The organism is Halomonas sp. R57-5, from assembly GCF_900070345.1.
In the GTDB taxonomy this organism is placed as follows: Bacteria; Pseudomonadota; Gammaproteobacteria; order Pseudomonadales; family Halomonadaceae; genus Vreelandella; species Vreelandella ventosae_B.
This window is the reverse complement of sequence record NZ_LN813019.1, coordinates 102612-127285: the sequence shown is the minus strand read 5'-3', so window position 1 is coordinate 127285 and position 24674 is coordinate 102612. Positions and strand designations below refer to the sequence as shown.

Below are 24674 nucleotides of genomic sequence, written 5' to 3'. Positions count from 1 at the left end.
TCCTTGACCGTTATCCCAAATCGGCATCAATAAGTTTTTTAAAAACAATATCTTATAAAAAACCAAAGATATCGACCAACTAACTTGTCAGCATTATTCATGGCTGGAAAAGCAAACATGCCTAAGCAAAATCCAGCAATAAAAAAGCCACTATCGTAACTAACAAGGGAGCCCTTATTTCGGTGCCATGACAAAGTCAAAACTTGTCTGCCACTTCACCTTTCCGGTATTAACCGGAACATAATCCACAATAAGGGAGTCTTTAACGCCGAAGACCGCATCTGATGTCAGGTAAGTGTCACCGGCTACGAAGGTGTGGGTGACAATCCGTTCATAGTCAGGATGAGTAAGCAAAAAGTGCATATGTGCTGGCCGCCACGGATGACGCCCGAGACTTTCCAGCATTTTGCCTACCGGGCCGTCATCTGGGATCGGATAAGAAACTGGCTTAATGCCAATAAATTCGTAGTGACCATCGGCTGCCGTAACGAAAACGCCGCGATTGTTCCACTCTGGCTGCTGATTGGGCTGCTGAATGTCGTAAAATCCGTCACTGTTGTCTGACCACACATCAATGCTTACGCCTTCGATGGGATGGCCCTCCAGATCAAGCACTCGGCCCTGATAACGGCACGGCTCGCCTTTGCCATCTAACGAGATGGAAGCGCCCATGGGCAGCGTCGGCGCCCCATCCACATGAAAGGGACCAAACACCGTATTCTTGGTCGCGCCCGCCGGCCGTCGATGCTGAATGGCATCCACGAGCATGGAGACCCCGAGAGTATCGGAGAGCAAGATGAACTCCTGCCGCTTGTCATCGCACAGTTGTCCCGTACTGGTCAGGAAATCGATTGCCAACTCCCATTCAGCCTGGGTGAGCTCGACCTCCTTGACGAAACCATGCAAGTGCTTGACCAGCGAGCCGATGACATCACGTAGCCGGGGGTCGATATCCCCCCCCATACGCCTATTGACCGACTCAACGGAGCGCTCTTCAGTGAAGTAATCAATCTGGGACATGGTTAATTCCTGGGTGAGGGCCCTGTCGCCAGGGCCATGATGGATTAGTCTGGGCGGTCACCGTTCCAGGCACGCTGGAGCAGCTCGCGGATGGCGTCGCGCTCCACCGGCCGTGGGTTCCAGTACGGGTTCAGCACCGCCTGATCGGCAACGCTGTCCAGCGCCGACTCGCTCAGCCCTAAAGTTTTGAGGGCAAGAGGGGCGCCGAGCGAGACCGCAAAGTCGTAGAGGCCACCACCCAGCTCACCGCCGAAGAGCGCCGCTGCAGGGGCCAGAGCCTCCGCGGCTGATCGAGCGTTGTAAGCCGCGGTATGCGGCAGCAGGATGGCGTGGGTATCGGCATGAGGCAGGTCGAAGCTGCCTCCCAGGGTGTGGCAGAGCTTGTGGTGTAAAGCCATGCCTACGCTGCCCAACACAGTGCCGCACAGCCAAGCACCATAGAGCGCGTCACTGCGCGCCTGTAGATTGTGCGGATGTTCAACGATGGCCGGTAACGCCTGCTTGAGACTGCGAATACCCTCAAGGGCCATAAGGCTGCTGATGGGGTTACGATCCTTGGCATAGAGGCCTTCCACGGCATGCGCCATGGCGTTAAGAGCGCTGGTTACACTCACTGCCACCGGTAGCCCAATGGTGAGTTCTGGGTCGTAAATCACCACTTCGGGAAGAATGGAGGGATCCTTGACGGTGGTTTTTAGGCCGTTTTCAGTTTGCCCTAAAATCGGCGTGACCTCGGAACCCGCATACGTTGTCGCTACCACCACCTGCGGCGCATCGTTGCGATAGGCGATCGCCTTGCCCAGTCCGATGGTCGAGCCGCCACCCAGTGCGACGATGCAGTCGGCGCCTGCTTTATCAAAAGCCGTCATGGCCTGTTCGGTTACCTTCACAGGCGTGTGCATGGCCGCCTCGCTGAAGACGCCGGCACCCAGCTCACCAAGCTGCACGTTGAGATGTTCAGCATCCTCTCGGCGGGAGGGCGTCGATAATACCAGGGCTCTGGTGCGCCCCAATTGGCGCACCTCGTCGGCAATCCTGGCCTGGCTACCCGGGCCAAACACAACCCGTGCAGGGTTGGCCGTATAGAGAAAAGCGTGTGGCATACTTTTTCTCCCTCAGGGTTTGAGCAATACCGATTGCGAGGGGTAATCCGTTGCCCACCCCTCCTGTAGAGGAGCAACGAAGACATTCTCCGTACGCGTTCTGGTGATTTTCCACTTACCATCAGGCTCCTTGCGGAAGGCGTTGTTGAGTCGCGACGAACGCAGCAGCGCCTTGCCATTGGAGAAGATCCAGGGCTGGCAGTGCACCCACTGCCCCTCCGCAATGTCGCCATTAACGTTGATCTGCTCCGAGGTCAGGTAGTGGACGTTGAGCAGTAGCTTGGGATCCTGATCCTTCTTCCAGAACCCTTGGAAATGGCGCCGGATGGCCGCCGCCCCTTCGGCGCGGCCGAACTGGTTGTCGTAGTACYCGCCCACGCCTTCCCAGACGGCGTCTTCCGTATATAGCTCCATGATCAAATCGATACGCTCTTCATCGCTCGTCACACCATATTCGGGAATTGGCGTGTCGCACAGAAACATGTAGCGTGCCTGAAGACGGCGTATTTCGGCCTCGGCCTCCAACGTTTCGATGCGTGTCACCAACGCTTTCAGTTCGCTATTTGTGACTTCTGACATTTTTCMCTCCTTTTCTTGTTTGCCGGAGGGACAACACCGACGTTAGGTTTGCCCTTTTGCTCACAGAGGCGTAGGGCACTTAAGACCATCTTCAGCACTTACTTAGCTTTTTAAAGCGAAGCACCAAGACGCTCGATCACGCGCCCCAACCCTGACTTGATCGCCCCGACTTCGGACGGCTCCAGGTTCTCAAACAGGCGCTGTTCGTAGTCGTCAGCCATGGACAGCAGACGCCGTGCCAATACCTGCCCTTGCTCGCTGAGCTGAACGCGACCATTGTCGTCTAGACCCACCAGTGCGCGTTCACGGAGCCCAGCAAGGGTATCCTCAAGGTCTGCCTGGGGTTGAGCCACACGCTGGGCCAGGGCCTCCGCAGACAACGGGCCACGATCCGCCAGCAGGGTAAGAATTCGCCACTCGTTGTCGTTGACTCCGAGGCTGCCGAGCCGCGGATAGAAATCGCTTCGATAGGCGGCTAGCGCCTGACGCATCAGGTAAAGCAAGTGCTTGCCCAAGCGACCATCCAGTGCCGTTTGCTCGTCAACGTTCAACACCATGGGATGAGGCTCGGGTACGGCATAGCGCCCGTTGTGGAACACCAGGGCACTGCCCTCGTTGCGATAGGCGTAGCGCACCACTTCGCCAACGATGATCAGGTGATCACCGCCCTCGTAGACATTCCACGTGCGGCATTCGAAATGCGCCGCGGCCCCCTTCACTTTGGCAACACCGCCAAGGCCCTCCTCAATGGCAATGCCAGCGAACTTGTCCTCCCCCCGCCGTGCAAAGCAATTGGAGATATCGACCTGCTCATTGCTGAGCACGTTGACCACGAAGTGCTCGGCATGGCGGTAAGCACTCAGGCTGTAGGCCCCCTTGTCGATGCTCCACAGGATCAGCGGCGGATCCATCGACACCGAATTGAAGCTGCTGGCGGTGACGCCGTGGTTCTCTTCACCGCTGCGCGTGGTGACCACCGTTACGCCGGTGGCGAACTTGCCCAGCGCGCTACGGAAATCTCTCGTATCGAAGCTCATAAGCGAATCTCCATCCCCAAAACGGGGTCGTTTTCAGCGCCCTAATTTCTCACCGGTCGTACCGGCGATACCGTAGTCGCTCTTGGGTATCTCACTGATGATGACCCGGACATTCGCTTCGGGCGCATCGACCGACGACACGACGGCATCGGTGACCTTGCGGATCAGTGACTCTTTTTGGGCCTGCCTGCGGCCCTCCATCATGTAGACGTGAACTGTTGGCATTGTTTTGTCCTTTTCTTATCGTTAGAGATCTAGAACGAGCCGCTTACCCTTGGCCCGGGAGCAACAGACGCACATCATGTCGCCTTCCTGTTTTTCGTCTTCGGTCAGAAAGTGATCGCGATGATCTATCTCGCCTTCGAGGACGTCGGCCACACAGGTACCGCACACGCCCTCCTCACATTTCACCTCCACTTTTACGCCAGCTCTTGAGAGTGCTTTCGCGATGGTATCCCCAGCGCTCACGGAAACGCTGACGCCAGACTTCTCGGCGACCACCTCGAATACGTCACCAGACACATCGACGCTCGCGGAGAAGAATTCGCGATGAATGCGGTCATCGCTGATACCAAACGCCTGGGCATGTGATATCACCCAATCCATGAACCCCTGTGGGCCACATACGTAAATGTGTGGTTCCTCCCTGGCCCCGGCGAGCTCGGCATGCAGATCCAGTGTTGTCCCGACGTCGTCGTCATAGTGATAGACGACAACGTCGGACAGACCAGCCGCCTCCACCTCGCTCTGGAAGGCCGTTAAGCTGCGTGAGCGCGTGCAGTAGTGCAGCGTGAACTCCTTGCCCAGCGCTTGCAGGCGCCGCGCCATGGCTATCATCGGCGTCACGCCGATGCCGCCGCCGAACAGCAGGCTCTGCGGTGCCTCTTCGTGGAGCGGAAAGTGGTTTCGCGGCCCTTCGATCTCGAGCGTTCCCCCCTCCCTGGCGATTCTGTGTAGGGTCTCTGATCCTCCTCGGCTATTGGGGTCGCGCAGTACACCGATCTCGTAGAACGCATTGCACGCCGGGTCTGAGCAGAGCGAGTACTGACGCCACAGGTCGATCTCGCCATCACATATATGCACGTCCAGATGTGCCCCGGCAGTGAAAGGCGGCAGGGGGCTTCCGTCGGGCGAGCGCAGCCGCAGCCGGGCGATACCGCCTGGCTCATCGATTCGCTGATCAATGACTAATGGGTAGGTTTGATTATCGGCAGTCATATCGGCATCACCTCATGTAGATTCCACCGTTGACGTCCCAGCAGGCGCCGTTGACGAACGCTGCCCGTGGGCTCGCCAGCAGTGCCACTAGATCGGCAACGAAGTACGGGTCACCCAGGTGGCCTACCGGGATATTGGCAATGGCTTTCTCGGCGTCATTGCCCAGCACGGAACGCACCATGGGGGTATCCATGGGCCCAGGCGCGATGGCATTGCAGGTCACCCCAAAGGGGGCCAGATCCCGTGCGAAAATTTTCGTCAGCGTCAGGATGGCGCCCTTGGAGGCGGCATAGTGGGCCCCCGTTGCAGTGCCACCATTCTGCCCCGCCAGGGAAGCGAGATTGACGATTCGGCCATAGCCACGCGCCTTGAAGTGGCGGCCGAATACCTGACTGCCCGCGAAGGTGCCACCGGCGTTGGTGGCCAACACGGCATTGAAATCTGCGGGGTCGATATCCAGCMCGCCCTGGACGGCAGTGCGCGCGGCGTTATTGACCAGTACCTCGACCGATCCCCACCGCTCAATGCACTTACCGAGCACGCTCTGGAAGTCGTCATGGTTGGTTACGTCGAGGGTGGCGGACACGGCGGTGTCCCCCGCCAGATCGAGTTCTGCGGCCAGCGCTGCGGCCGGTTCGGGTTCAATGTCCGAGATCACTACTCGGAAACCGGCTCGATGCAGGGCACGCACGGCTTCGGCGCCGAAGCCACGCGCTCCGCCAGTCACCACGGCCGTTTGGATTTTGTCGGGTGCAGGCATATTCATCAGAACAAATAGCTGAACGAGTTCAGCATTCCATCGGAGTTGAGCAGACGTACCACCTTATGGCGGATCATGAAGCCGCTGGGCGTGACGACGAGGGTGTAGGTCAAGTTCGCGGCCCAGATCCGCTGCCGCCCGAACTTGTCTTCGATCAGGTGCTCGGCGCAGCGAACAGTCACGCCATCCCCTTCGACCTTATCAATGACAAAGCGCGACACCGTTCTCACCGTCTGCGCAGGGGGGGCCGATGAAATCGAAAAGCCTTGCTGAAAGCGCGTGATGCGATCACGGCGCATCTTGGCATCGTCGTGGCAGAGGTTGAGCGCGTTGYCGAAGTCATCGCCATCACCAATGGGTAATGTATAGAAGCCTTCGTCGCTCCACAGGGCGAGCCAGGCGTCGTACTCCTGGCGATCCAGCATGTCTGCCTCGGCCCAGATGAAAGCTTCCGCATCGCGCAGGAGAAGTTCTTTTTCCTTTTTGATCATCTCGTTCATGCCTGCATCATCCTTTTCCACATGTCGTACGCCGCCCGCATCCCGGTTTCAGCACTCACATGACCGCGTGGCCCCACTTCMCCCGGCTGCTCGTCGTTAAGGCCACGATTGAGCAGAATGGGTAGCTCCGCGCCCCCTTTGACGCCGCGCTGGATCCGCTCCCAGACCTCGGCATCATCGGGCGAGCCGAAACCCATCGGCCCCTGAAAGTGCTCGTGCAGCCGTAGGCGTACCTGGTTGGCTGCCTCGGGGCCACCCTCCATACCGATAGCAATATGACGAATGTCGGTTTGCTCGACGCTCACCGGCGTCAATACTCGGAAGAAAGCCAGCGAGAACGACACATTGGGAAACAGGTTGAGGTTGAAGCCCGCGCCACCCACGGCCCGCACGATCCGTTTTACTTGATCCTCGGGATAGCCTTCGCCGCGCAGCTGTTGAGCAAGTTCTTCAAAGCGCTCCGGGATGGGTGCTTCAAGGTTGTCGTCAAGATCCACCAGCTCGGGAATCATGACCATCACCGAGTGTCCGTTGCCGAGATCCTCGACGTAGCCTTTGCCCTGTTCCAGGAAGGAGAAGGCCGCCTCGGTCTCGCCATCCAACGACTGCAGAAAGGATTTATGGACGACGGGAAAGTGGTAAGCGTCGGTGGTGTTCTCAAGCTGGACTTTCCAGTTCATCGGTACGCTGAACTGGTGTTCGCCCAACACCTTGACGGGATACCCCGCTCCCTGCTTCATAAACAGGTCGATCCACTTAGTGACCGGGCCGAGAAAATCGACCAGCGGTTCGGCCTCTTCGTTGAAGGTGGCGAAAACCATGCCTGCATAGGACTCGGTACGCAGCTTGAGCAGGCCATGCTGCGCCTTGTCGAAGTCGTCACCATATTGCTCGGGGTAGGGCAGCGCCCGCAGCGAGCCATCGAGTCCGTAGCCCCAGCCGTGGTAAGGGCATTGAAACGAGGAAGTTTTGCCCTTTTGCACTTCACACACGGTGGCGGCGCGATGGCGGCAGCGGTTCACCATGACGTGGATCACCCCCTTCCTGTCGCGTACCACGATCACCGGCTCAAGGCCCACCTGGGAGAGCTTGAACGAGCCCTTGTCGGGAAACTCGCTTTCGTGAGCGACCCAGACCCAGGTTTTCCTAAAGATCTTCTGCATCTCCTCCTTGAATAACTGAGGATCCTCGTACATGGGGGTCTGAATATGATCCCTGAATMCGAGCTCGTGAGGGGTGATGTCGATTTTGTTTTCGATATTCATGATGACCTCTAAATCTCTGTTGTCTTCCTTGTTCTTAATGGATTATTGATGACTTATTCATCACTCGGGCACGACGAGCTCACGCCCAACTCGCGCCTCGACACGACAGTATTTCCAGAGCTTGTAGGTGCCATCCCCTACCGGTGTGGTGCGAAAGAAGTTGCAAGCTTCGGCGACAGAAGCGTAGTTCTCTACATCCGCCATAATGTAGAAAGTCCAGGGAGCAGCGATGGAGGGGCCTACCTGAATACAGTCGTCATCCATGATGCCCAGGATCGTGAGGCCGGGCAGGCCGTCAATGCCCTGCAGCATTTCGCGGGTGGCCTCCCACACCTGCTTGGCCTCCTCCGCGGTAGCGTTCATGAAGCTCTGGTTAATGCCGCAGCAAAAAAGTACGCGATGCATAGTGATGGTCTCCGTTTGTTAGATGGTGTCGCCAGTTCACAAGTAGCCCGGCAGAGGGTCGTGGTTAAAGAAGATGGCGCCGGCGTTCTTCCAGGTGATTTCGCCCATAAAGGCGTGTTGAGTGCACAACATAGAGTCGCGCAGAATGCGTGATAGGGGATGTCGGTTTTCGGCGCCTGTCATGCCGCTGATTTGGTAAACGTTGCGAATGGCCGCGGCGCACTCCTGGGTCAGATGGGTGGTGGAGAGGCGCAGCAGATTAGTCTGATCGCGGCTCGGTTCCCCTCCCGCCTCGACAGCATTCCAGGCGGAGTCGGTGCACTCATAAAAGAAAGCACGGGCAGCGCGAACCTTGGCCTCGGCCTTCGCCAGGGCAATCTGGGCGTACTCGCGCTCGCCCAGATTGGGCGCGCCGGTGACCGACTTGCGCCCTCCCGCCATGGCACGCATAACATCCAGTGCTTCCCGAGCCAGCCCCAGGGTAGTCACCGCCAGCACCTGGGCAGCGAAAGACAGTGCTGGGTAGCGGAAGAAGGGCGCATCGACGTTGGCCTTGGCACCACGCACAAACGTCCACTCCTCAGCGACATAGGCATCCTCCACCACCAGGTCGTGGCTGCCGGTGGCGACCATGCCGACCATGTCCCAGGTGGGGTCGATGCGAACCTGCTCACGTGGCAACACCGCCATGCGCGGCAAGGCGCCAGGCTCATCCGGCTGGATACCGACGCCACACAGCGAGGCGCCCATGCAGCCGCTGGCGAATTTCCAGCGGCCATTGATGCGAAAGCCACGATCGACGCGCTCGGCGGGATGGGGCGGAAAGATGCCTCCCGCGAACACGACATCGGGAGAGTCTTTCCAGATTTGCGTAATAGTCGCTTCAGGCAGCGCCGCCAGATAAGCGGGGTTCATGCCGAAGCTGGCCACCCAGCCGGCGGAGCCATCGGCCGCCGAGATAGCCTCGACCATTTTCAGGAACTCGGCAGGAGACTTCTCATCACCGCCGTATCTGGCTGGCACCATGGCGCGATAGACGCCGATCGCCTTGAACTCCTCGACAATATCTGCCGAGAGGTGTCGCTGCGCTTCGAACTCATCACGCCGTTGACAGATACTATCGAGCAACGCATCGAAGCGCTCCTCTCCGCCCCATTGGGATTTATCGACCTGGCTGTGCATAAATATCTCCTATTTTTGTATGGTCTTGTCATGCAGAGCCTCGACCAGATAGCGCGCGGCTCGGCAGACACCGGCGTCGTCGCCTCGCCTGCCAATGAGTTGCAGGCTCACTGGCTGGCCCCGGCTCGGAGGCAGTGGCAAGCTCAAGGCCGGGTGTCCCGAAAGATTAAAAGGTCGTACAAGGGAGGAGATGGTCAGATCCTGCTGTCCCTCCTCGGCTGCCGCGCGGCTCAGTGGAAAGTGCGGCAACGTCGGCAACACCAGCACATCGCACGTCTCGAGCAGCCGATCCACCTCGGCAGTGAATGCCTGGCGCACCGCTTCGGCCTCGTGCAGCTCGGCGTCGGAAATCTTGGCGGCCGCGCGCAGGCGGCGCTCCACGTCACTCCCTAAGCGGCCGCTATCGAGCCAGGCACCACAAGCGCTATAGGTTTCACGGTTGATCAGCGCCATGGCGGCATCAAAAGCCTCACTCATCATTGGCAAGGCGCACTTTTCAGTGGCCAGCCCAGTACCTTCGAGATACGCTTCCAGCGTGCCGAGAATTGCGCCATCGGCCTCGACGTCTAGCCTGCCTAGGCGTGGCATCGCTGCGCCGCTTACGACCGTAAACTCCGCATCCACGGCTGACATGAAGTCGATCAAATCCTCGAGATTGGCACTCAGCGGCCCTACGCAGTCCAGGCTGCTGTAGGCGGGCATAACGCCGCGCCGACTAAGCCGACCGAACGTAGGCTTCAAGCCGACCACCCCGCAGCAGGCCGCGGGCACCCGAATCGAGCCGCCGGTATCGGTACCGATGCCTATCTCCGCCAGCCCCGCTGCCACCGCCGCTGCCGAACCGCTGGACGACCCGCCGGGAATCAACGCCGGAAAGCGCGGGTTCTCAGGGGTGCCCGTCAAGGCATTGAGCCCGGTCATGCCAAACGCCAGTTCATGCAGATTGGCTTTGCCGACGATGCGATAACCGGCCGCCAGCGTGCGCTCGACGATCTCGGCATGCCTCTCTGCCGCCGGCGCATCGGCCAGCGCCGCAGAACCTGCACGGGTCGGGTAGCCGGCGATATCGATGCTGTCCTTAACCACGACTCGCTTGGAGCCTGTGCCTAAGCCGAGATGCTGGATGAGAGATGGCATGGCATTTTTATCCACTTATCACATGAAATTTCAAGTATTTGATGGTGCTTTATTACTTAGATTTTCTTCAAACTAAAGGACGAATAGCACGATGTCGGGCACTAGCAGTAGCAACGCGATACACAATAAGTAAGGCGTCATGAAGTAGCCTACGCCAAGAAAGATATCGCCAAAACTAAGCTCAGGGTCGAGGCTCTTGACGATGAAAGCGTTAACCCCCACCGGCGGCGTGATCGCTCCCATGCTGGTAACGATGCAGACCATGATACCGAACCAGATCGGGTCATAGCCCAGCACCAGCGCTACCGGAAAGAAAATGGGGATCGAGATAATTAAAAAGCCCATGGCATCCATCAGCGCCCCGCCGATGACATAGATAAGCAGCACGCAAGCCATGACCAGCACCGCAGGTAAGGGCAGCGCAGCGGCCCACTCGCCGACTATGTAAGGCAGTCGTGTCACTGTCAGGAAGCGGCCAAATACCACCGCGCCCGCCACCAGCATCAGAATCATCGCGGACGTTCTAAGAGTGTTGCTTAATGATTCCCGAAGCATCTCCCATGATAGCTTTCTACGCAGAGCGATAAGGGTGATGGCCCCAACACAACCAACCGCCGCCGCCTCGGTAGAGGTGAACCAACCGGCGAACAGGCCGCCCAGCACCAGGATAAAGAGGACGAATATCTCCACCACCCCTTTGAGAGAGGCCAGGCGCACTCCCCAGGAGGAGCGTTCGCCAGCTGGCGCCATGGCCGGGTTTCGCCAGCAAAGGTAGGCAATGGTCAGCACGAACAGCGTCATCAGGATCAAGCCGGGCAGGATGCTGGCGATAAAGAGATCACGGATGGCGAGCTCGGCCTGCAAAGCGATCACGATCAGTACCGCGCTGGGTGGAATGATGACCCCTAGGGTGCCCCCAGCCGCCACACTGCCAGCACTCAGCGCCTTGTGATAACCGAATTTCTTCATTTCCGGTAGAGCAATAGTCCCTACCGTGGCGGCTGTCGCCGTATTGGAGCCGCAAACGGCGGCGAAACCAGCACTGCTTAATATCGTTGTCGTGGCCATGGAGCCCCGGCGGTGCCCCGTCCAGGCATAGGCAGCCGCAAACAGCTTCTCGGTAATCCCAGATCGGAATAGCAGCTCGCCCATAAAGACGAACAGCGGTATGACACTCAAAGAGTAGGAGGAGAGCTGCTCCCAAATACCAGAGCTGATGATGTTATAGGCCGCCATGGGGCTGGTGATATGCAGCATCCCAAAGAAGCCGACAATGAACATGGCAAAACTGATCGGCACCTTCAGGATAATCAGCAGAAAGAGCGCCAATACGCCAATCATGGCCACCAGTGTGAAGCTCATGTCTCTCTCCCCTGCGTCAAGCAATCCCGCACATCCATCAACAACACGAGGCAGAATGCGGAGAAGTCGAAGGCGACCAGATAGATAATTGGATAAATGGTCAGGCGAAGGGATTGCGATAGCGTGCCTCGCTGCATGGCAAAAGTGCCATACTCCCAAAGCTTGAAAGCCACCATGGTAAAGAAAAGCAGGCTCGCCACCGCGACCAGCAGTTGAATGAGACGCTGGAGCCTCTGAGGCAGGCGAGCTACCAGCATATCTAACTCAATGTGCGCCTTGGACAACTGGGCATAGGCCAAAGAAGATGACACCATCACCGCCGTCAGCCAACCTACCACCTCGGTAGTTCCACCGAACGAAGACGCCACCTGGCGCATAATGATGTTGGACACCACCAAGAACATCATCGCCAGCAAACTCATACCAGCGAGTACAAGCAACAGCCGACTGATTAGGAGTGTGAATCTATTCATGGATGCTCTCTCTTTAATGCCGAATACCTGCCCGACCCAATTCCCTAATTACCAACAGCTATTACGGCTGTTGGTAATGCTCGAAAAGCTCATGCATTCGTTCATTAAACTCGTAGGCGGGAAGACCTAGCTCGGCAGCGCGGGCCAGACGCCCCTCATTAAGCGGCATCAGGCGTTCGGTCCAACGCGCTGCTTCCTCGTCGCTCAGCGCTACGACCTCCACCCCCTCTTGCTCATGCGCCCACTTCATAGACTCCTCAACGTGAGAATCGAGATAGTCACCGGCGAAAAAGGCCATTTCAGCACCCAACTCATCGATAATCTGCTGAACGTCTTCGGGCAGCGACTCCCAGCGCTGACGATTCATAACCGCCACCAGCACCGCATTGGTCAATGGATAGTCAGTGATGGACTTAACGGTGCGCGCATAGCCCAGATCCATCAGCACTTCCCGGGAACTCACGTAGCCATCAACGACTCCCGCCTGCAGTGCCTCGCCCGTATCCGCCTGGGAGAGCGCTATAGGCACCCCGCCCAGCGCTGCCATCACCTCGGTACTGTCACCAGGCACACGAATCTCCTGGCCTTCCAGTTCTTCCAGTGAAGTAACTGGCTGCTTGGTCTGTAAATAACCGGGCTCAGAAGTAAACGCGGTGATGACCTTAAAATTCTCAAGGCCCAGTTGCTCGGGGGGAAACTCTTGAATCAAGTCATAGAGTGACTGGCTTGCGACGGTCGAATTGACGTCCATCCCAGTCAGGCTACCGGCCAGATTGAGCAGCGGGAAACGGCCCGGCTCATAGGAAGTGATCGAGAGTCCGATATCCGCAACGCCGCTCAGCACGCCGTCATACATATTGTTTGCCGTCAGAAGCGTACCGCCGGGGAAGGTGTTGACGGTCACTCGTCCATCAGTGCGGCGATGGAGCTCTTCCGCCCAACGCTCCATCTGCACACCTGGGAAGGTGCTGGCAGGCGAAATGAACGCATAACTAAGGGTGATATCGCTGGCAGATACGAGCGGACTAATCAGCATGCCTGCTAGCCCAATGGCACCCGCCAAGCGCCGAATGCTTGACACTTTTTTCTTCGTCGTCATGGGTCTTGTCTCTCTTTATCGTTGTTGTTAGGTGCTTCTCATCACCTAATACATTCAATATCACATGAAAATTCAAGCAATGCAACAGCCTCATTAGTCACAATGAGAACTCACCGCGAGAGATGGCTTACTGCACAGGATCCAGCGTCACCAATCGCTGCTGCCGTTCGAGCAACACGAACGAACCTACCGTCTCAGCCAGACGCAGTGACTGACTCTCGAGCCTATCAGCCGCCGTTGCGGACTCTTCGACCAGTGCGGCGTTCTGCTGGGTCATTTGGTCGAGCCCAGCCACTGCTTGATTGACTTGACCGATACCCTGGCTCTGCTCGCTGGTTGCCGCACTAATTTCGCCAAGCACATCGGAGACCCTCGATACACTGGCAACGATTTCGCTCATGGTAGCACCGGCTGCGCGCACGAGCTCTGAACCCGCCTGGGTCTTGGCGTTGGCATCCTCAATCAGTTCCTTAATCTGCCGAGCAGCGGCGGCGCTGCGACCAGCCAATTGACGCACTTCGTCTGCGACTACCGCGAAGCCTCGACCATGCTCTCCAGCGCTAGCCGCCTCAACCGAGGCGTTGAGCGCCAGTAGGTTGGTTTGAAAGGCAATGCTATCCATCACTGAGACGATCTCTGCAATCCGCTGCGACGCGCTATCAATGTCATTCATGGTTCGCACAGCTTGCGACACCACGTTACCGCCCTGGGAGGCGACTTGCGAAGCAGAGTGGGAGAGCTCCTCTGCCTGCCGAGACGCTGCAGCGGTATGCTCAACGGAATGGGTCAGCTGCTCCATGGAAGCCGACGTCTCCTGCAGGKGGGAAGCCGCCACCTCAGTTCGGGCCGACAGATCCTGACTTCCCACGGCAATTTCACTCGCCGCGGCACGCACTGAGTCGCTGCTGTCACGCACATCGAGCAGTACATCGTTTATTTTATCTACAAAGGCATTGAACTGGATCGCCAACCTGGCACTTTCATCGCGGCCATTGGCGGGCAGGCGGCGGGTCAAGTCGCCATTGCCGACAGCGATGTCATGCATGCGCTCAGCCAACCGACGCAACGGACGAGCAATACTCTCCCCCACCAACCATGCTGCCAATAACCCCAGGCCTGCAATGAAAAGCCCGATCAGCGTCATGCCTAGAATGTCTCTATCAAGCTGTTCCTCTGTTTGCCGCTGCAGTCCATGCATACCAGCAAGCACCGCATCTTCAGGCTGTCGGATCATCAGCACCCAAGTGTTGTCGCCGCCCCCTCCAATAGTGAACGGCCAGTACAATTCGATTACGCCCCGCTCGGCATCATGGATATACATAGGCTGGCCTCCTTGAGCCTGCTGTATGCGCTGCTGCAAGGTGGCATCAAAAGCCTCATTAAAAGGCACCCCCAGCGTGGCTCCCTCATGCGTATACGCTACCAGCCCCCCTCTCGGCGCCACCAAGGCCATGTCTCCCGATCCCTCATAGAGTTCTCTATTTTCCTCCAAAAGCATGGACTGGATAAAATCTACCGTCAGATCAACGCCGGCAATACCGCGAAACCCGCCGTCGACAACGATCGGGGCGACGAAAGAAGTCAACATCACTTCCTCCTCCCCCACCTGATAAACGTCAGGGTCTGTAATACATGGCCTCAACGTTTCTCGTGGGCAGAGGTAATACTCGCCCTCGCGCACCCCATTGGGCTGAATAACCTCGCTCTCCATGATGGCTGCTTCCTGAGCCATGATGTCGAGATCTCCGTTCTCTCCTCGATACCACAGGGGCATGAAGCGCCCCTGCGGGCTATGTCCCGGCAGGCCACTGCCCGAGTAAACGTCATCCTGATCGAAGGCATTAGGCTCCCAGGCAACATAAGCGACAGAAACATCCTGATTGACTTCCAGGTACTTTCGAATGGCACCGATTATCTCCTGGCGATTAAAATCAAGAGTGGGCCCACCTTTATAAGCCACGTCACCCTGCATGGAATTGACAGCTGCCAACCCCTTGGCCATCTCAAGTGCCTGAGTAAATTGAACCTGTATGCTCTCGGCTTGATAGGACGCAATGGCATGTAAACGGCCTTCAGTCTCGTCCAGCAGTATGTGCTGTGCTCCCACCTGAGTGGCTTCCTGCGACCTTGTATTTGCCATTACGAAGTAGGCAGACAAAGAAAACACCGCCAATATTGTTGAGATGCCAGCCAGCAACGTGACAAATGTACGGAGGGATTTGAATTTCATATTATCAACCTGAGCAGGGGTTTAATTTTTATTTGTCCAACAGCATGGTTGCGGTAAAACACAGAGATAAAGCGGCGGTTTCCGCTCAACCGGTATGACACAAGCGACCATCTACTATCAATATCACATGAAATTTCAAATAAAAATACCCAATCTGCATTTGGATCTACCCACTTACTCCCTGACAGAACTTCACGAGAGCCTGCTCAGGCATGGCAAACAATAAAAAAAGCCCAAGCGTCAGCCKGGGCAAGGAGGATAAATGGACAAAGGGTAGAGGCTATTCCAACGGTTCGTAGGGCAAACCCACATAGTTTTCCGCAATGGTCGTCAGCCCCGCTTTTGAGCTGGTTACGTAGTCCAGCTCGGCCAACTGCATGCGGCTGTTGAAATCTTCCTCATCAGAGAAATTGTGCAGCATGGAGGTCATCCACCAGGAGAAGCGCTCCGCCTTCCAGATACGCTTCAGGCACGTTTGCGAATAGCGCTCGATCAAATCCGTGCGGCCTTCTTGGTAAACCTTCACCATTAGCCGATAGAGCGTGTTCACATCGCTGGCGGCCAGGTTAAGCCCTTTGGCACCGGTGGGCGGTACAATATGCGCCGCATCGCCGACCAGGAACAGCCGCCCGTACTGCATTGGTTCGACCACATAGCTGCGCAGCGGTGCGATGCTCTTCTCGATGGAAGGCCCGGTGACAAGCTTGGCGGCCACCTCGTCTGGCAGGCGGCGTTTGAGCTCTTCCCAAAAACGCTCGTCCGACCAATCTTCTACCTTTTCATCCAAGGGTACTTGAAGGTAGTAACGGCTGCGGGTGGCGGAGCGCATGCTACACAGACTGAAACCACGCTCGTGGCTTGCGTAAATCAACTCATCAGAGACCGGGGGCGTGTCCGAGAGCACCCCCAACCAGCCAAACGGGTAAACCTTTTCAAACTCTTTAATGCGCTCTTGAGGGATCGATTGGCGGGAGACACCATGATAGCCATCGCACCCAGCGATGTAGTCACACTCCAGCCTGACCGTTTCGCCGATGTGCTCAAAGGTTAGATAGGGGTGGTCACTATCCAGGTCGTGGGGCTGAACGTTTTCTGCCTCGTAGAGCGTTGTCGCGCCAGCGGCAGCGCGGGCCTCCATCAGATCCCGCGTCACCTCGGTTTGGCCGTATACCATCACTTTGCTGCCACCGGTCAGCTCATCCAGTGCGACCCGCACACGACGGTTGTCGAAAACAAGCTCAAAACCGTCATGGGGTAGGCCCTCTTCATCCATGCGCTGGTCAACACCCGCTTCGCGCAGCAAATCCACCATGCCTTGCTCAAGCACACCGGCGCGGATACGACTCAATACATACTCACCGCTACGCCGCTCAACAATCACATTATCAATGCCTTGGCGATGGAGTAGCTGCCCCAGCAATAGGCCTGAAGGCCCTGCGCCAATAATCGCGACCTGTGTCTTCATAGGGGATGCCTCATCATTGTCATTATCTAAAACTTATGACTTGTATTTTTCAATGAAACACGCCGCATAATAAGGCATGATCTAGATCAATTATTGGACATTTAGCGTTTTATTACCCAACCTTAGTCGTAGAGGAGATATAGGTGATGACAGCCTCGTCGGCAACCTCCGTTCCGGTATTTAAGCTCTATGGCGAGACACAGCACTGGCCCACGCCCGACTTGCTCCACTGTGAGTCCATCCCCGAGCGCAGTCGTCTGCACGACTGGCGTATCCGGCCGCACCGCCATGCCGACCTCGTGCATATTCTGTTTATTTCTCACGGTAGCGTTGAGTTAGAGCTGGAGGGAACAAGCCACCGGCTGCAAAGCGCTAGCGCTATCGTTGTGCCCGCAATGGCTATTCACGGCTTTCTCTTTTCACCGGATGTGGAAGGACACATTATTACTCTGGCMAAGCCGCTGGCCGACCACTTACATGCACTAATGGGTGAGAGCAGTACGCTAAAAAAAGCCGACTTCTACTCTCTATCCCAGGCAAATCAGGCTGAACGAATTGCCACGCTGGTGGCTCAGATCGACCAGGAGTACCGCCAACCCGCCCCCGGACGCAACAGCCTGCTCGAAGCGCTTATCCAAGCCTTGGTGGTAGAGCTATCACGTCTTTATGCTTATACAGGCAGCATGGCAAAACGCTATGGCCCCCACCAAAGCGACAAAGGGCGGCAGCATTTAGAACACTATCAAGCGCTGATCGAGACGCACTACCGCGAACAGCCGAGTATTGAGCAGTTAGCCGAGCAGATCGGGGTGAGTAGCGCGCACTTGAACCTGCTCTGCCGACAGCTCGCCGGGCGCAGCGCCCTGCAATTGCTGCATGAACGTTTGCTGCTGGAAGCCAAGCGCCAGCTCACCTATACCAATATGACCATTGGCCAGATCTCCGACAGCTTAGGGTTTTCTGAACCGGCTTACTTCACGCGCTTTTTTAAGCGTAATACCACGTTTCCGCCGCGGGAGTTTCGGGTTCGCCAACATGCTCAGTCATAGGAGGAAACTGTTTTACTGCATATATAGGAAACAACAAAAGCAATCATAGCAGCGATGAGAGATAACCAACACTGAAGCCAAAATCCTAAAGACATAAGAAAATAGTTGTGAATTAACAAAGAATGGAGTGTTATAAACATTAAACGTGATGATTTTTTATACTCCTTTTTTGATGAGCAATTTTCTTATTATTTTAAAAAAAACACACGCCCACATTATTAAAAACAAAAGTCCCAAAGATATGAGAGTATAACCATGAACAGCGCCCCTACTTCCCCCAGAAAAATAATCGAAAGGCCCCACTTTTCCTGCCCAAATACCCCCCCAAACACTCCAAAAACCGAATGGGATAGCTATAAACGAGAAAAAAAATAGGTATTTCAGCAGTTTTTTTGTCGATATCCCCACAGCATAATTTTCTTTATCACTTTTCGGAAAAAAACTTCTTAAAATATAAAAGCACATCAAAAAAATGGCCACTAAAAAAATTAAATCCATTAAAGTAACTGGCACCCCATACTCAACCCTTGCAAACTCTAAGAAAAAGCTAATAGAAAGAACAACTACAACCAACATAAAAAACTTTAACAAAACCATAAAAATTCTCTTTACTTAACGACTTATATTTTAATACGCGACATAATTACTGCTAATATTAAAATTAATCGAATGCATCATTTTTTCAAGTCTTCTTCTACTTAAACTTAGAAAGTTACTAATAAGGCGATTGCACCTAAATCATTTTCCTCATGTTAAAAATATCACCAATATCAATCTTAACAGTTCCTTTCTTGTTCAGACAAACGCCCTCTAGAACCAACATCCAAAAAATATTGATTTAAAATATAACTTACGACCTCTGTCCAGACTGATGCATTCGTACTGACGCGCGTCCATCAACTCAGCAGCTTTGAGCGATTTAGCGCGCCATAGTGGCCATGCGGCAAAGGCCTGAACCGCTGCCTAGACGGCAGCGCTAGCCGCTCCAACAATCAGCATTGGTAATGTCGACATCTTATCTACTTATAACAGGAAAAAAGTCGAGAGCACCGGAAAGAGAATTAACAGCGCCAGACGTATTAAGTCAGACACCACAAAGGGAGTTACCCCTTTAAAAATCTCCCCCAGCCCGACATGCGGCGCCATCGCTTTAATCACAAACACGTTCATCCCCACCGGCGGGGTCATCAGTCCCAGCTCAACGGTCAGTACGGTCAAAATACCGAACCATACCGGGTCGATACCCATCGCCTGAATAATCGGATAAACCACCGGTACGGTGATTACCAGCATGGCGATGGAGTCCATAAACATTCCCAGCACAAAGTAGAGCGCCAGAATGCACAGCACCACGACAATAGGAGTGAGATCCATGCCGTAAAGCAGGTCAGTGATAGAGAACGAAATGCGCGACACCGAGATGAAATACCCCAGCGTTTCTGCCCCTACCAGCATAAAGAAGACTACCGCAGACAGCGCCAACGTCTCCTGTACGCTGTGCCATAGCTGGGCACCACGCATGCCTTTTACCAGGGCGTAAATCAGGGTGGCGAATGCCCCGACACTTGCCCCCTCTGTGGGTGTAAAGGCACCAAAATAGATACCTAAAATCATCACCAGAAAAACGCCAAAGAACGGCACTAAGCCGGTCAACGAGAGCAGCTTCTCTTTCCAGGCAGTAGGTTCGCCCGCTACCGCCAGGGAGGGGCGTAGGTACATCACTACCGTAATGGTCAGAGAGTACATTACCAACCCTAGCAAGCCAGGAATCAGCCCCGCCATAAACATATCGCCAACGGACTGTTCGGTAAGAATGGCGTAGATAAGCAGTGCGATACTGGGCGGAATCATAATACCCAGTGTGCCGCCAGCAGCCAGCGCGCCGGTGGCTAAGCCACGGTTATAGCCGTAACGCTCCATCTCTGGTAACGCCACGCGGGTCATGGTGCTCGCCGTCGCCAGCGATGAACCGGAGATCGCGGAGAAAATGCCGCATGAGCCCACCGCGGCAATCGCCAGGCCGCCCTTCCAGCCCCCGCAAATAATACGCGTGGAATCAAATAGCTTACCCGCCATCCCCGAGTGGGCAGCCAGTACGCCCATTAAAATAAACATGGGCACGGCGCTGAAGCTGTAATTGGAAAGCACTTCGACCGGAACGGTTTTTAACTGTGCTACAGCCGCGTCCCAACTGATGATTTGAGCAAATCCCACCACCCCTACAATGAGCATGGTTAAGGCGACCGGTACACGCAGAATCATCAGTACCAATAAAAGCCCTAGCCCCATGGCACCGATTACTTCACTCCCCATGAGTCGCCTCCTCACCCGCCGCATAAATAACGCCTAACAAGGCGTGAATAAAGCTGCGTATTCCCAATAGCAAACTGAGCACCGCTGCCAACTGGTAAATCGGCCCCATGGGCAGTCGCAGATCTTGGGTTATTTCGCCGTGCCGACTGGCCGCTGCGGCCGAATCCAGCAAGCCCACAAATAGAATCAGCCCCAGCGCCGTAAAACCGAGGAAAAAGAGACCCTGTAAACGGTTCTTAATCGATTGCGGCAAGCCGTGAGAGAACGCCTCTACCACCACTTGGCTTTTTTCGACATTCGCCGCCATCGCCGCCAGTAGCGCGAACAGCATCAAATAGCTAACCAATTCCACGCTTCCTGACACGCGCAGAGCAATTGCGCCCTCCGTTACCCGGGAAAGATAGCGAGTGCTGACATCCGCAATGGTAACCGCCAGCAGGCCAATCAAAGCGACCCCGGCCACCAAGCGACAAACAAGGGCCAACCAATGGCTGGCCCGGTAAAAAGTAGACTGCATGACACATTACCCCTATTGGGCGCCACAAGACTCGCTAGCCGCCAACGCCGCCTGATAGACGTCGCGCGCCTGATCCAGACCGCGCTCTTCCAACTGCGTTAGGTAGTTCTCAATGCCCGTTTCCAGCGGCTCCTGCCAGTCAGGATGCTCTAACGGATTGGCAATTTCACGAATGGTATGGCCRGCGTCGGCCGCCTCTTGTTTACCTTCCACATCAAGCCGATCAAACACCGCACCGGCGTTTTCAGCCCATTTCATACCGGAGTTATTATCGATCACCGCCTGCTGTTCAGGGGACAGGCTGTCATAGCTACGCTGATTCATGGTGGCGACAAAGATCAACGTGTAGAACGGTACTTCGGTGTGATAGTTGACGAGTTCGTTGATACGGAAGCCTTTTAGGCCTTCCCAGGGGAAACTCAGGCCATCAATAACGCCGCGCTGCATGGAGGTATAAATATCGGGCGCAGGCATACCCACGGGGCTTGCGCCCATATTTTCCAGCATTTCACCCGCGACCGCAGTGGGACGACGAATGCGCAGCCCTTCGAGATCAGCAGGCGTTTGCACATCGGTGTCGATGGTATGAATACCGCCAGGCCCAGTGGTGAACATAAATAGCGGGCGAGTATCTTCGTATTCGCTATCTAAATGTCCATCATCAAAAAGCGTCTGAAGTACGCAAGCACCTTGCGTTGCCGTGCCCGCGACCCCGGGTAGTTCAACGATCTGTGAGAGCGGGAACCGGCCTGCCGTATACCCCTGCGCAGTGGCGCCAATATCGGCAATACCGTTGGCGGCGGCCTCATAAATGGAATCTGGTTTGGCTAAGGTACCCGCGGGAAACATTTGAATGGTTAAATCGCCATTGGACTCTTCGGCAATAGTGTCGGCCCATGCCTGCAAAACATCCTCATTAACGCCTGAAGGGCCAGGCCAAAAGTGGGCCATGCGTAGGGTGGTCTCTGCCTGAGCCGAGCTAACGGCAAGGCCTGCAATAGCAGCTGCCAACACGCACCGGGATAGGGACATTTTCATAGGAGTCTCCAGGACTTTCTTGGATTATTATAAGTTCGTATAGCGAATACTAGTTCGCTCTAAGTCACCACATTAGTCCACTATCAGGCGTAGAGCTAATCGACATTCGTCTATGTTTAAGCATAGCAACGCGACATTCTAACCCCATGCTTAGAGTCTCCAGTATTGCAGGCTAGAAGGCATTCTCAAAAAGGTACAATGGCATTAAAAAATTGGACTTTTCCAATATTCACTCGCCACTATGGTCGAATCGGCGACCAATAGGGCAATCAACGACCGTCTGAAGCACCCAGAAAAAAGCCGCCTTCAAATACACCCAGGCGGCTTCAGAGTGAAAAATACGATTACTTTGTCTGCTCGGTATACTTCTCTACCAATCGAGTCGCATCGTCATAAAGCAGTTGACCATCAAAGCCTCGGTTACCCATGTCGTCAATCCACTGAGCCGTGGCCGTCTCAGCTGCTGCCTGCCAGGGTGCCAGTGAATCTTGAGCGATGTAGAACATTTCACCCTCACCCGTCGCTTCAATAGCTTCAATCGCGGCTACTTCCGCTTGATCCATGACCTGGCCGATTCGTTGCGCCTCTTGAAGCCCCGCATTATCGTCGATTACCTGTTTCAGCTCTGGTGAAAGCGCATCGTAACTAGCTTGGTTTAAGGCCAGCACCATCATTGCCGTATATAAACCATGATCGCCCTCGAAAAAGGTGTGGTTCTGGGCAACATCCAGCACGCCCAAAGCCGCAGCGCTTTCAAAGGGCAATGTCAGGCCATCGATTACCCCGCGCGAAATTGCTTCTGGAATTTGCGGCATCGGCATACCCACCGCTTGCGCCCCCAGAAGCCCCAGATATCGATTCATGGTTTTCGAAGGGGCACGAATAGCCAGCCCATCCAGCTCATCAGCACTCTCAATCGCCACGTCTCGGGTATGGATTTTACCCGGCGTATGCGCGAATACGGCGATGGGGTAAACACCCTCGAAGGCGTCTTGCATATGCGTTGTCGCAAACTCATGGGCTGCCATGCTGGTGGCTTCCCCCGTTGTGGGCAGGAAGGGTTGATCGAATGCCTCGGATTCCGGGAAGSGATTAGGCGTATAGCTGAGCAAGGTCCAGGCAATATCCACCACCCCGTCCTTGGCTTGATCATAGAGCGATGGTGCTGAGCCCCCTAGTTGCATGGCAGGGAATATTTCCACCTTGATAGCCCCCTCGGACTGCTCTTCAATACGCTTAGCCCAAGGTTCCAAATACTCGGTCTGCACAGGCGTGGCCGGGGCAGCAAAATGGTGCAAACGCAGGGTCACCGTGTCCTGGGCGTAGCCACTACTGCTGAGGAGCATGCCAGTTAACAACGTGAGGCTGGCGAGTGKGGGTTTTATTGTCATTGTAGTAACCTCCTTACTTATAGCCTTATTAAAAGAAATAGTGTCAGGCGCTTATCTAAATAGGGTAATGGCGCGGGCCAAGCTGCATGGTCATCCAGCGTAGGTCGGTGAATTCCTCAATCCCGGCCTTACCGCCAAAGCGTCCATAGCCGCTTGATTTAACGCCGCCAAAGGGCATCTGTGGCTCATCGTGCACAGTGGGGGCGTTAATGTGGCAAATACCCGACTCAATGCGCTGTGCAAACTGCATTGCGCGGGCGGTGTCGCGGCTGAAGACGGCGGCCGAAAGACCATATTCGCTATCGTTTGCCACGCGCAGCGCTTCCTCTTCATCCTTAACACGCATCATCGCGACTACCGGGCCAAACGACTCTTCGCCATACAAACGCATCGCCTTAGTAACACCATCCACCACGGTAGGCTGCATAATGACGCCTTCGGCCTTGCCGCCACAGGCTAAGCGAGCGCCATGCTGTTGAGCGTCGTCAAGCAGGGTGTTGAGCTTCTCGCCCGATTCGCGGTTGATCAGCGTACCCAGCGCGTTACCTTCACCACGTGGATCGCCCGCGCGCAGCGTTTCCGCCTTGCGGGCCAGTTTTTCGACGAAGGCATCGGCGACCGCATCCACCACAATCAGTCGCTCGGTGGACATACAGATCTGACCCTGATTGAAGAAGGCGCCAAAGGCAGCGGCCTCTACGGCAGCATCCAGGTCGGCATCTTCAAGCACCACGAACGGCGCCTTGCCGCCAAGTTCCAGCAAAACCGGCTTAAGATGGCGCGCCGCTTTTTCGGCAATAATGCGCCCCACCGGAGTCGAGCCAGTGAAATTAATACGGCGCACGGCTTGGTGCTCAATCAAGGCCTCGACGACCTCGGCGGCCTGCGGGGGCGCATTGGTCACCACGTTAACGATGCCATCGCCCAGGCCCGCCTCAATCAGTACCTCCCCAATCAGGTGATGCGTCGCGGGACACTGTTCAGAGGCCTTAAGAATCACCGTATTACCACACGCCAGCGGCGTCGCAATGGCACGCGTGCCCAGAATAATCGGCGCGTTCCAGGGAGCTATCCCCACCACCACGCCGCAGGGAACCCGCACMCCCATCGCTAAACTGCCGGGCACGTTAGAGGGAATTACTTCGCCGCCTACCTGCGTAGTCAACGACGCCGCCTCGCGCAGAATGCTGGCAGCGACCATGACGTTAAAGCCTGCCCAGCCTGGCGTAGCGCCGGTTTCATCTACCATGCGTTCGATAAAGTCGGCTTGCCGCGCCTCCATAATCTCTGCCGCCTTGAGCAGCTTGGCGCGCTTTTCGCCGGGGCCCGTCGCTGACCAGGCAGGGAATGCCTGTGCAGCCGCCTCAACCGCCCGAACCGCATCGCCAGCGGATGCCGCCGCGGCCTGGGTGACAACATCACCGGTGAGAGGGTTAGTTCGAGTAAAGGTCGCGCCTTGGTGAGCAGCACACTGCTCACTACCAATTAAAAGATTAAGATCCATGATCTGACTCTCCTCAAAAGGGKGGTC

At 55.8% G+C, this 24674-nt stretch carries 24 protein-coding genes; 1 reads left to right on the top strand and 23 read right to left on the bottom strand.

What is annotated here, in order from left to right:
* Nucleotides 1-174 precede the first annotated feature (174 nt).
* The 17 genes from HALO_RS00615 to pobA all read right to left on the bottom strand — a co-directional run bounded on the left by HALO_RS00615 (nt 175) and on the right by pobA (nt 16835).
* Nucleotides 175-1020 (bottom strand): dioxygenase family protein, encoded by an 846-nt coding sequence (locus HALO_RS00615; protein WP_035582093.1) that lies wholly within the window; start codon nt 1018-1020, stop codon nt 175-177.
* Nucleotides 1021-1064: 44 nt separating this feature from the next.
* Nucleotides 1065-2123: a maleylacetate reductase gene (locus tag HALO_RS00610; protein WP_035582094.1), complete on the bottom strand. Its 1059-nt coding sequence runs from the start codon at nt 2121-2123 to the stop codon at nt 1065-1067.
* Between the two features lie 12 nt (nt 2124-2135).
* Nucleotides 2136-2702 carry a nuclear transport factor 2 family protein gene (locus HALO_RS00605; RefSeq protein WP_050712825.1) on the bottom strand — a complete coding sequence of 189 codons (567 nt, stop codon included), beginning with the start codon at nt 2700-2702 and terminating at the stop codon, nt 2136-2138.
* 110 nt (nt 2703-2812) lie between these two features.
* Entirely contained in the window at nt 2813-3739 is a 927-nt protein-coding gene (locus tag HALO_RS00600) for a flavin reductase (RefSeq protein WP_035582096.1), read from the bottom strand.
* Between the two features lie 33 nt (nt 3740-3772).
* The gene (locus HALO_RS00595) at nt 3773-3964 is read right to left on the bottom strand and encodes a 2-hydroxymuconate tautomerase (protein WP_035582097.1); all 192 of its coding nucleotides are present in this window, start codon (nt 3962-3964) and stop codon (nt 3773-3775) included.
* Nucleotides 3965-3985: 21 nt separating this feature from the next.
* The gene (locus HALO_RS00590; RefSeq protein ID WP_035582098.1) at nt 3986-4957 is read right to left on the bottom strand and encodes a PDR/VanB family oxidoreductase; all 972 of its coding nucleotides are present in this window, start codon (nt 4955-4957) and stop codon (nt 3986-3988) included.
* A gap of 7 nt (nt 4958-4964) precedes the next feature.
* Nucleotides 4965-5717: an SDR family NAD(P)-dependent oxidoreductase gene (locus HALO_RS00585; protein ID WP_231896866.1), complete on the bottom strand. Its 753-nt coding sequence runs from the start codon at nt 5715-5717 to the stop codon at nt 4965-4967.
* Nucleotides 5718-5722: 5 nt separating this feature from the next.
* Complete coding sequence (locus HALO_RS00580; protein ID WP_050712823.1) at nt 5723-6217, bottom strand: aromatic-ring-hydroxylating dioxygenase subunit beta; 495 nt, start codon at nt 6215-6217, stop codon at nt 5723-5725.
* Complete coding sequence (locus HALO_RS00575) at nt 6214-7380, bottom strand: aromatic ring-hydroxylating oxygenase subunit alpha (protein WP_231896781.1); 1167 nt, start codon at nt 7378-7380, stop codon at nt 6214-6216. The genes HALO_RS00580 and HALO_RS00575 overlap by 4 nt, the downstream gene beginning before the upstream one ends.
* Nucleotides 7381-7542: 162 nt before the next feature.
* Entirely contained in the window at nt 7543-7887 is a 345-nt protein-coding gene (locus tag HALO_RS00570; RefSeq protein ID WP_035582102.1) for a hypothetical protein, read from the bottom strand.
* A gap of 36 nt (nt 7888-7923) precedes the next feature.
* Nucleotides 7924-9069 (bottom strand): acyl-CoA dehydrogenase family protein, encoded by a 1146-nt coding sequence (locus HALO_RS00565; RefSeq protein ID WP_035582104.1) that lies wholly within the window; start codon nt 9067-9069, stop codon nt 7924-7926.
* A gap of 9 nt (nt 9070-9078) precedes the next feature.
* Nucleotides 9079-10221, bottom strand: a complete 1143-nt coding sequence (locus HALO_RS00560; RefSeq protein ID WP_231896780.1) for an amidase — start codon at nt 10219-10221, stop codon at nt 9079-9081.
* A 57-nt stretch (nt 10222-10278) separates the two neighbouring features.
* Nucleotides 10279-11568, bottom strand: coding sequence for a TRAP transporter large permease (locus HALO_RS00555; protein WP_035582108.1), 1290 nt, complete (start codon nt 11566-11568; stop codon nt 10279-10281).
* Nucleotides 11565-12041: a TRAP transporter small permease gene (locus tag HALO_RS00550; protein WP_035582110.1), complete on the bottom strand. Its 477-nt coding sequence runs from the start codon at nt 12039-12041 to the stop codon at nt 11565-11567. The genes HALO_RS00555 and HALO_RS00550 overlap by 4 nt, the downstream gene beginning before the upstream one ends.
* 61 nt (nt 12042-12102) lie before the next feature.
* Nucleotides 12103-13140 (bottom strand): TRAP transporter substrate-binding protein, encoded by a 1038-nt coding sequence (locus tag HALO_RS00545; RefSeq protein ID WP_035582112.1) that lies wholly within the window; start codon nt 13138-13140, stop codon nt 12103-12105.
* Nucleotides 13141-13267: 127 nt separating this feature from the next.
* On the bottom strand, nt 13268-15247 hold the full coding sequence (locus HALO_RS00540; RefSeq protein WP_331710093.1) for a methyl-accepting chemotaxis protein: 1980 nt from the start codon (nt 15245-15247) through the stop codon (nt 13268-13270).
* 403 nt (nt 15248-15650) lie between these two features.
* Nucleotides 15651-16835 carry a 4-hydroxybenzoate 3-monooxygenase gene (pobA, locus tag HALO_RS00535; protein WP_035582118.1) on the bottom strand — a complete coding sequence of 395 codons (1185 nt, stop codon included), beginning with the start codon at nt 16833-16835 and terminating at the stop codon, nt 15651-15653.
* 146 nt (nt 16836-16981) lie between these two features.
* On the opposite strand from pobA, the gene HALO_RS00530 reads away from it, so the two are divergent.
* Nucleotides 16982-17884, top strand: a complete 903-nt coding sequence (locus HALO_RS00530) for a helix-turn-helix domain-containing protein (RefSeq protein ID WP_035582127.1) — start codon at nt 16982-16984, stop codon at nt 17882-17884.
* A 156-nt stretch (nt 17885-18040) separates the two neighbouring features.
* Here HALO_RS00530 and HALO_RS00525 read toward each other — a convergent pair whose 3' ends face one another.
* From HALO_RS00525 to HALO_RS00500, 6 genes are all read right to left on the bottom strand, one after another.
* Nucleotides 18041-18481 carry a hypothetical protein gene (locus tag HALO_RS00525; protein ID WP_035582128.1) on the bottom strand — a complete coding sequence of 147 codons (441 nt, stop codon included), beginning with the start codon at nt 18479-18481 and terminating at the stop codon, nt 18041-18043.
* A 426-nt stretch (nt 18482-18907) separates the two neighbouring features.
* Nucleotides 18908-20197 carry a TRAP transporter large permease gene (locus HALO_RS00520; protein ID WP_035582129.1) on the bottom strand — a complete coding sequence of 430 codons (1290 nt, stop codon included), beginning with the start codon at nt 20195-20197 and terminating at the stop codon, nt 18908-18910.
* Entirely contained in the window at nt 20187-20714 is a 528-nt protein-coding gene (locus tag HALO_RS00515) for a TRAP transporter small permease (RefSeq protein ID WP_035582130.1), read from the bottom strand. The genes HALO_RS00520 and HALO_RS00515 overlap by 11 nt, the downstream gene beginning before the upstream one ends.
* A 12-nt stretch (nt 20715-20726) precedes the next feature.
* Complete coding sequence (locus HALO_RS00510; protein ID WP_035582132.1) at nt 20727-21752, bottom strand: TRAP transporter substrate-binding protein; 1026 nt, start codon at nt 21750-21752, stop codon at nt 20727-20729.
* Between the two features lie 344 nt (nt 21753-22096).
* Nucleotides 22097-23143, bottom strand: coding sequence for a TRAP transporter substrate-binding protein (locus HALO_RS00505; RefSeq protein WP_050712820.1), 1047 nt, complete (start codon nt 23141-23143; stop codon nt 22097-22099).
* Between the two features lie 55 nt (nt 23144-23198).
* Nucleotides 23199-24647, bottom strand: a complete 1449-nt coding sequence (locus HALO_RS00500) for an aldehyde dehydrogenase (protein ID WP_172821646.1) — start codon at nt 24645-24647, stop codon at nt 23199-23201.
* Nucleotides 24648-24674: the final 27 nt, after the last annotated feature.

Bases quoted from the DNA above. Each gene is read 5' to 3' on its own strand.
- HALO_RS00570 (WP_035582102.1), bottom strand. From the start codon at position 7,887: ATGCATCGCGTACTTTTTTGCTGCGGCATTAACCAGAGCTTCATGAAC.
- HALO_RS00600 (WP_035582096.1), bottom strand. From the start codon at position 3,739: ATGAGCTTCGATACGAGAGATTTCCGTAGCGCGCTGGGCAAGTTCGCC.
- HALO_RS00545 (WP_035582112.1), bottom strand. From the start codon at position 13,140: ATGACGACGAAGAAAAAAGTGTCAAGCATTCGGCGCTTGGCGGGTGCC.
- HALO_RS00525 (WP_035582128.1), bottom strand. From the start codon at position 18,481: ATGGTTTTGTTAAAGTTTTTTATGTTGGTTGTAGTTGTTCTTTCTATT.
- HALO_RS00610 (WP_035582094.1), bottom strand. From the start codon at position 2,123: ATGCCACACGCTTTTCTCTATACGGCCAACCCTGCACGGGTTGTGTTT.
- HALO_RS00595 (WP_035582097.1), bottom strand. From the start codon at position 3,964: ATGCCAACAGTTCACGTCTACATGATGGAGGGCCGCAGGCAGGCCCAA.
- HALO_RS00615 (WP_035582093.1), bottom strand. From the start codon at position 1,020: ATGTCCCAGATTGATTACTTCACTGAAGAGCGCTCCGTTGAGTCGGTC.
- HALO_RS00515 (WP_035582130.1), bottom strand. From the start codon at position 20,714: ATGCAGTCTACTTTTTACCGGGCCAGCCATTGGTTGGCCCTTGTTTGT.
- HALO_RS00555 (WP_035582108.1), bottom strand. From the start codon at position 11,568: ATGAGCTTCACACTGGTGGCCATGATTGGCGTATTGGCGCTCTTTCTG.
- HALO_RS00565 (WP_035582104.1), bottom strand. From the start codon at position 9,069: ATGCACAGCCAGGTCGATAAATCCCAATGGGGCGGAGAGGAGCGCTTC.
- HALO_RS00590 (WP_035582098.1), bottom strand. From the start codon at position 4,957: ATGACTGCCGATAATCAAACCTACCCATTAGTCATTGATCAGCGAATC.
- HALO_RS00550 (WP_035582110.1), bottom strand. From the start codon at position 12,041: ATGAATAGATTCACACTCCTAATCAGTCGGCTGTTGCTTGTACTCGCT.
- HALO_RS00520 (WP_035582129.1), bottom strand. From the start codon at position 20,197: ATGGGGAGTGAAGTAATCGGTGCCATGGGGCTAGGGCTTTTATTGGTA.
- pobA (WP_035582118.1), bottom strand. From the start codon at position 16,835: ATGAAGACACAGGTCGCGATTATTGGCGCAGGGCCTTCAGGCCTATTG.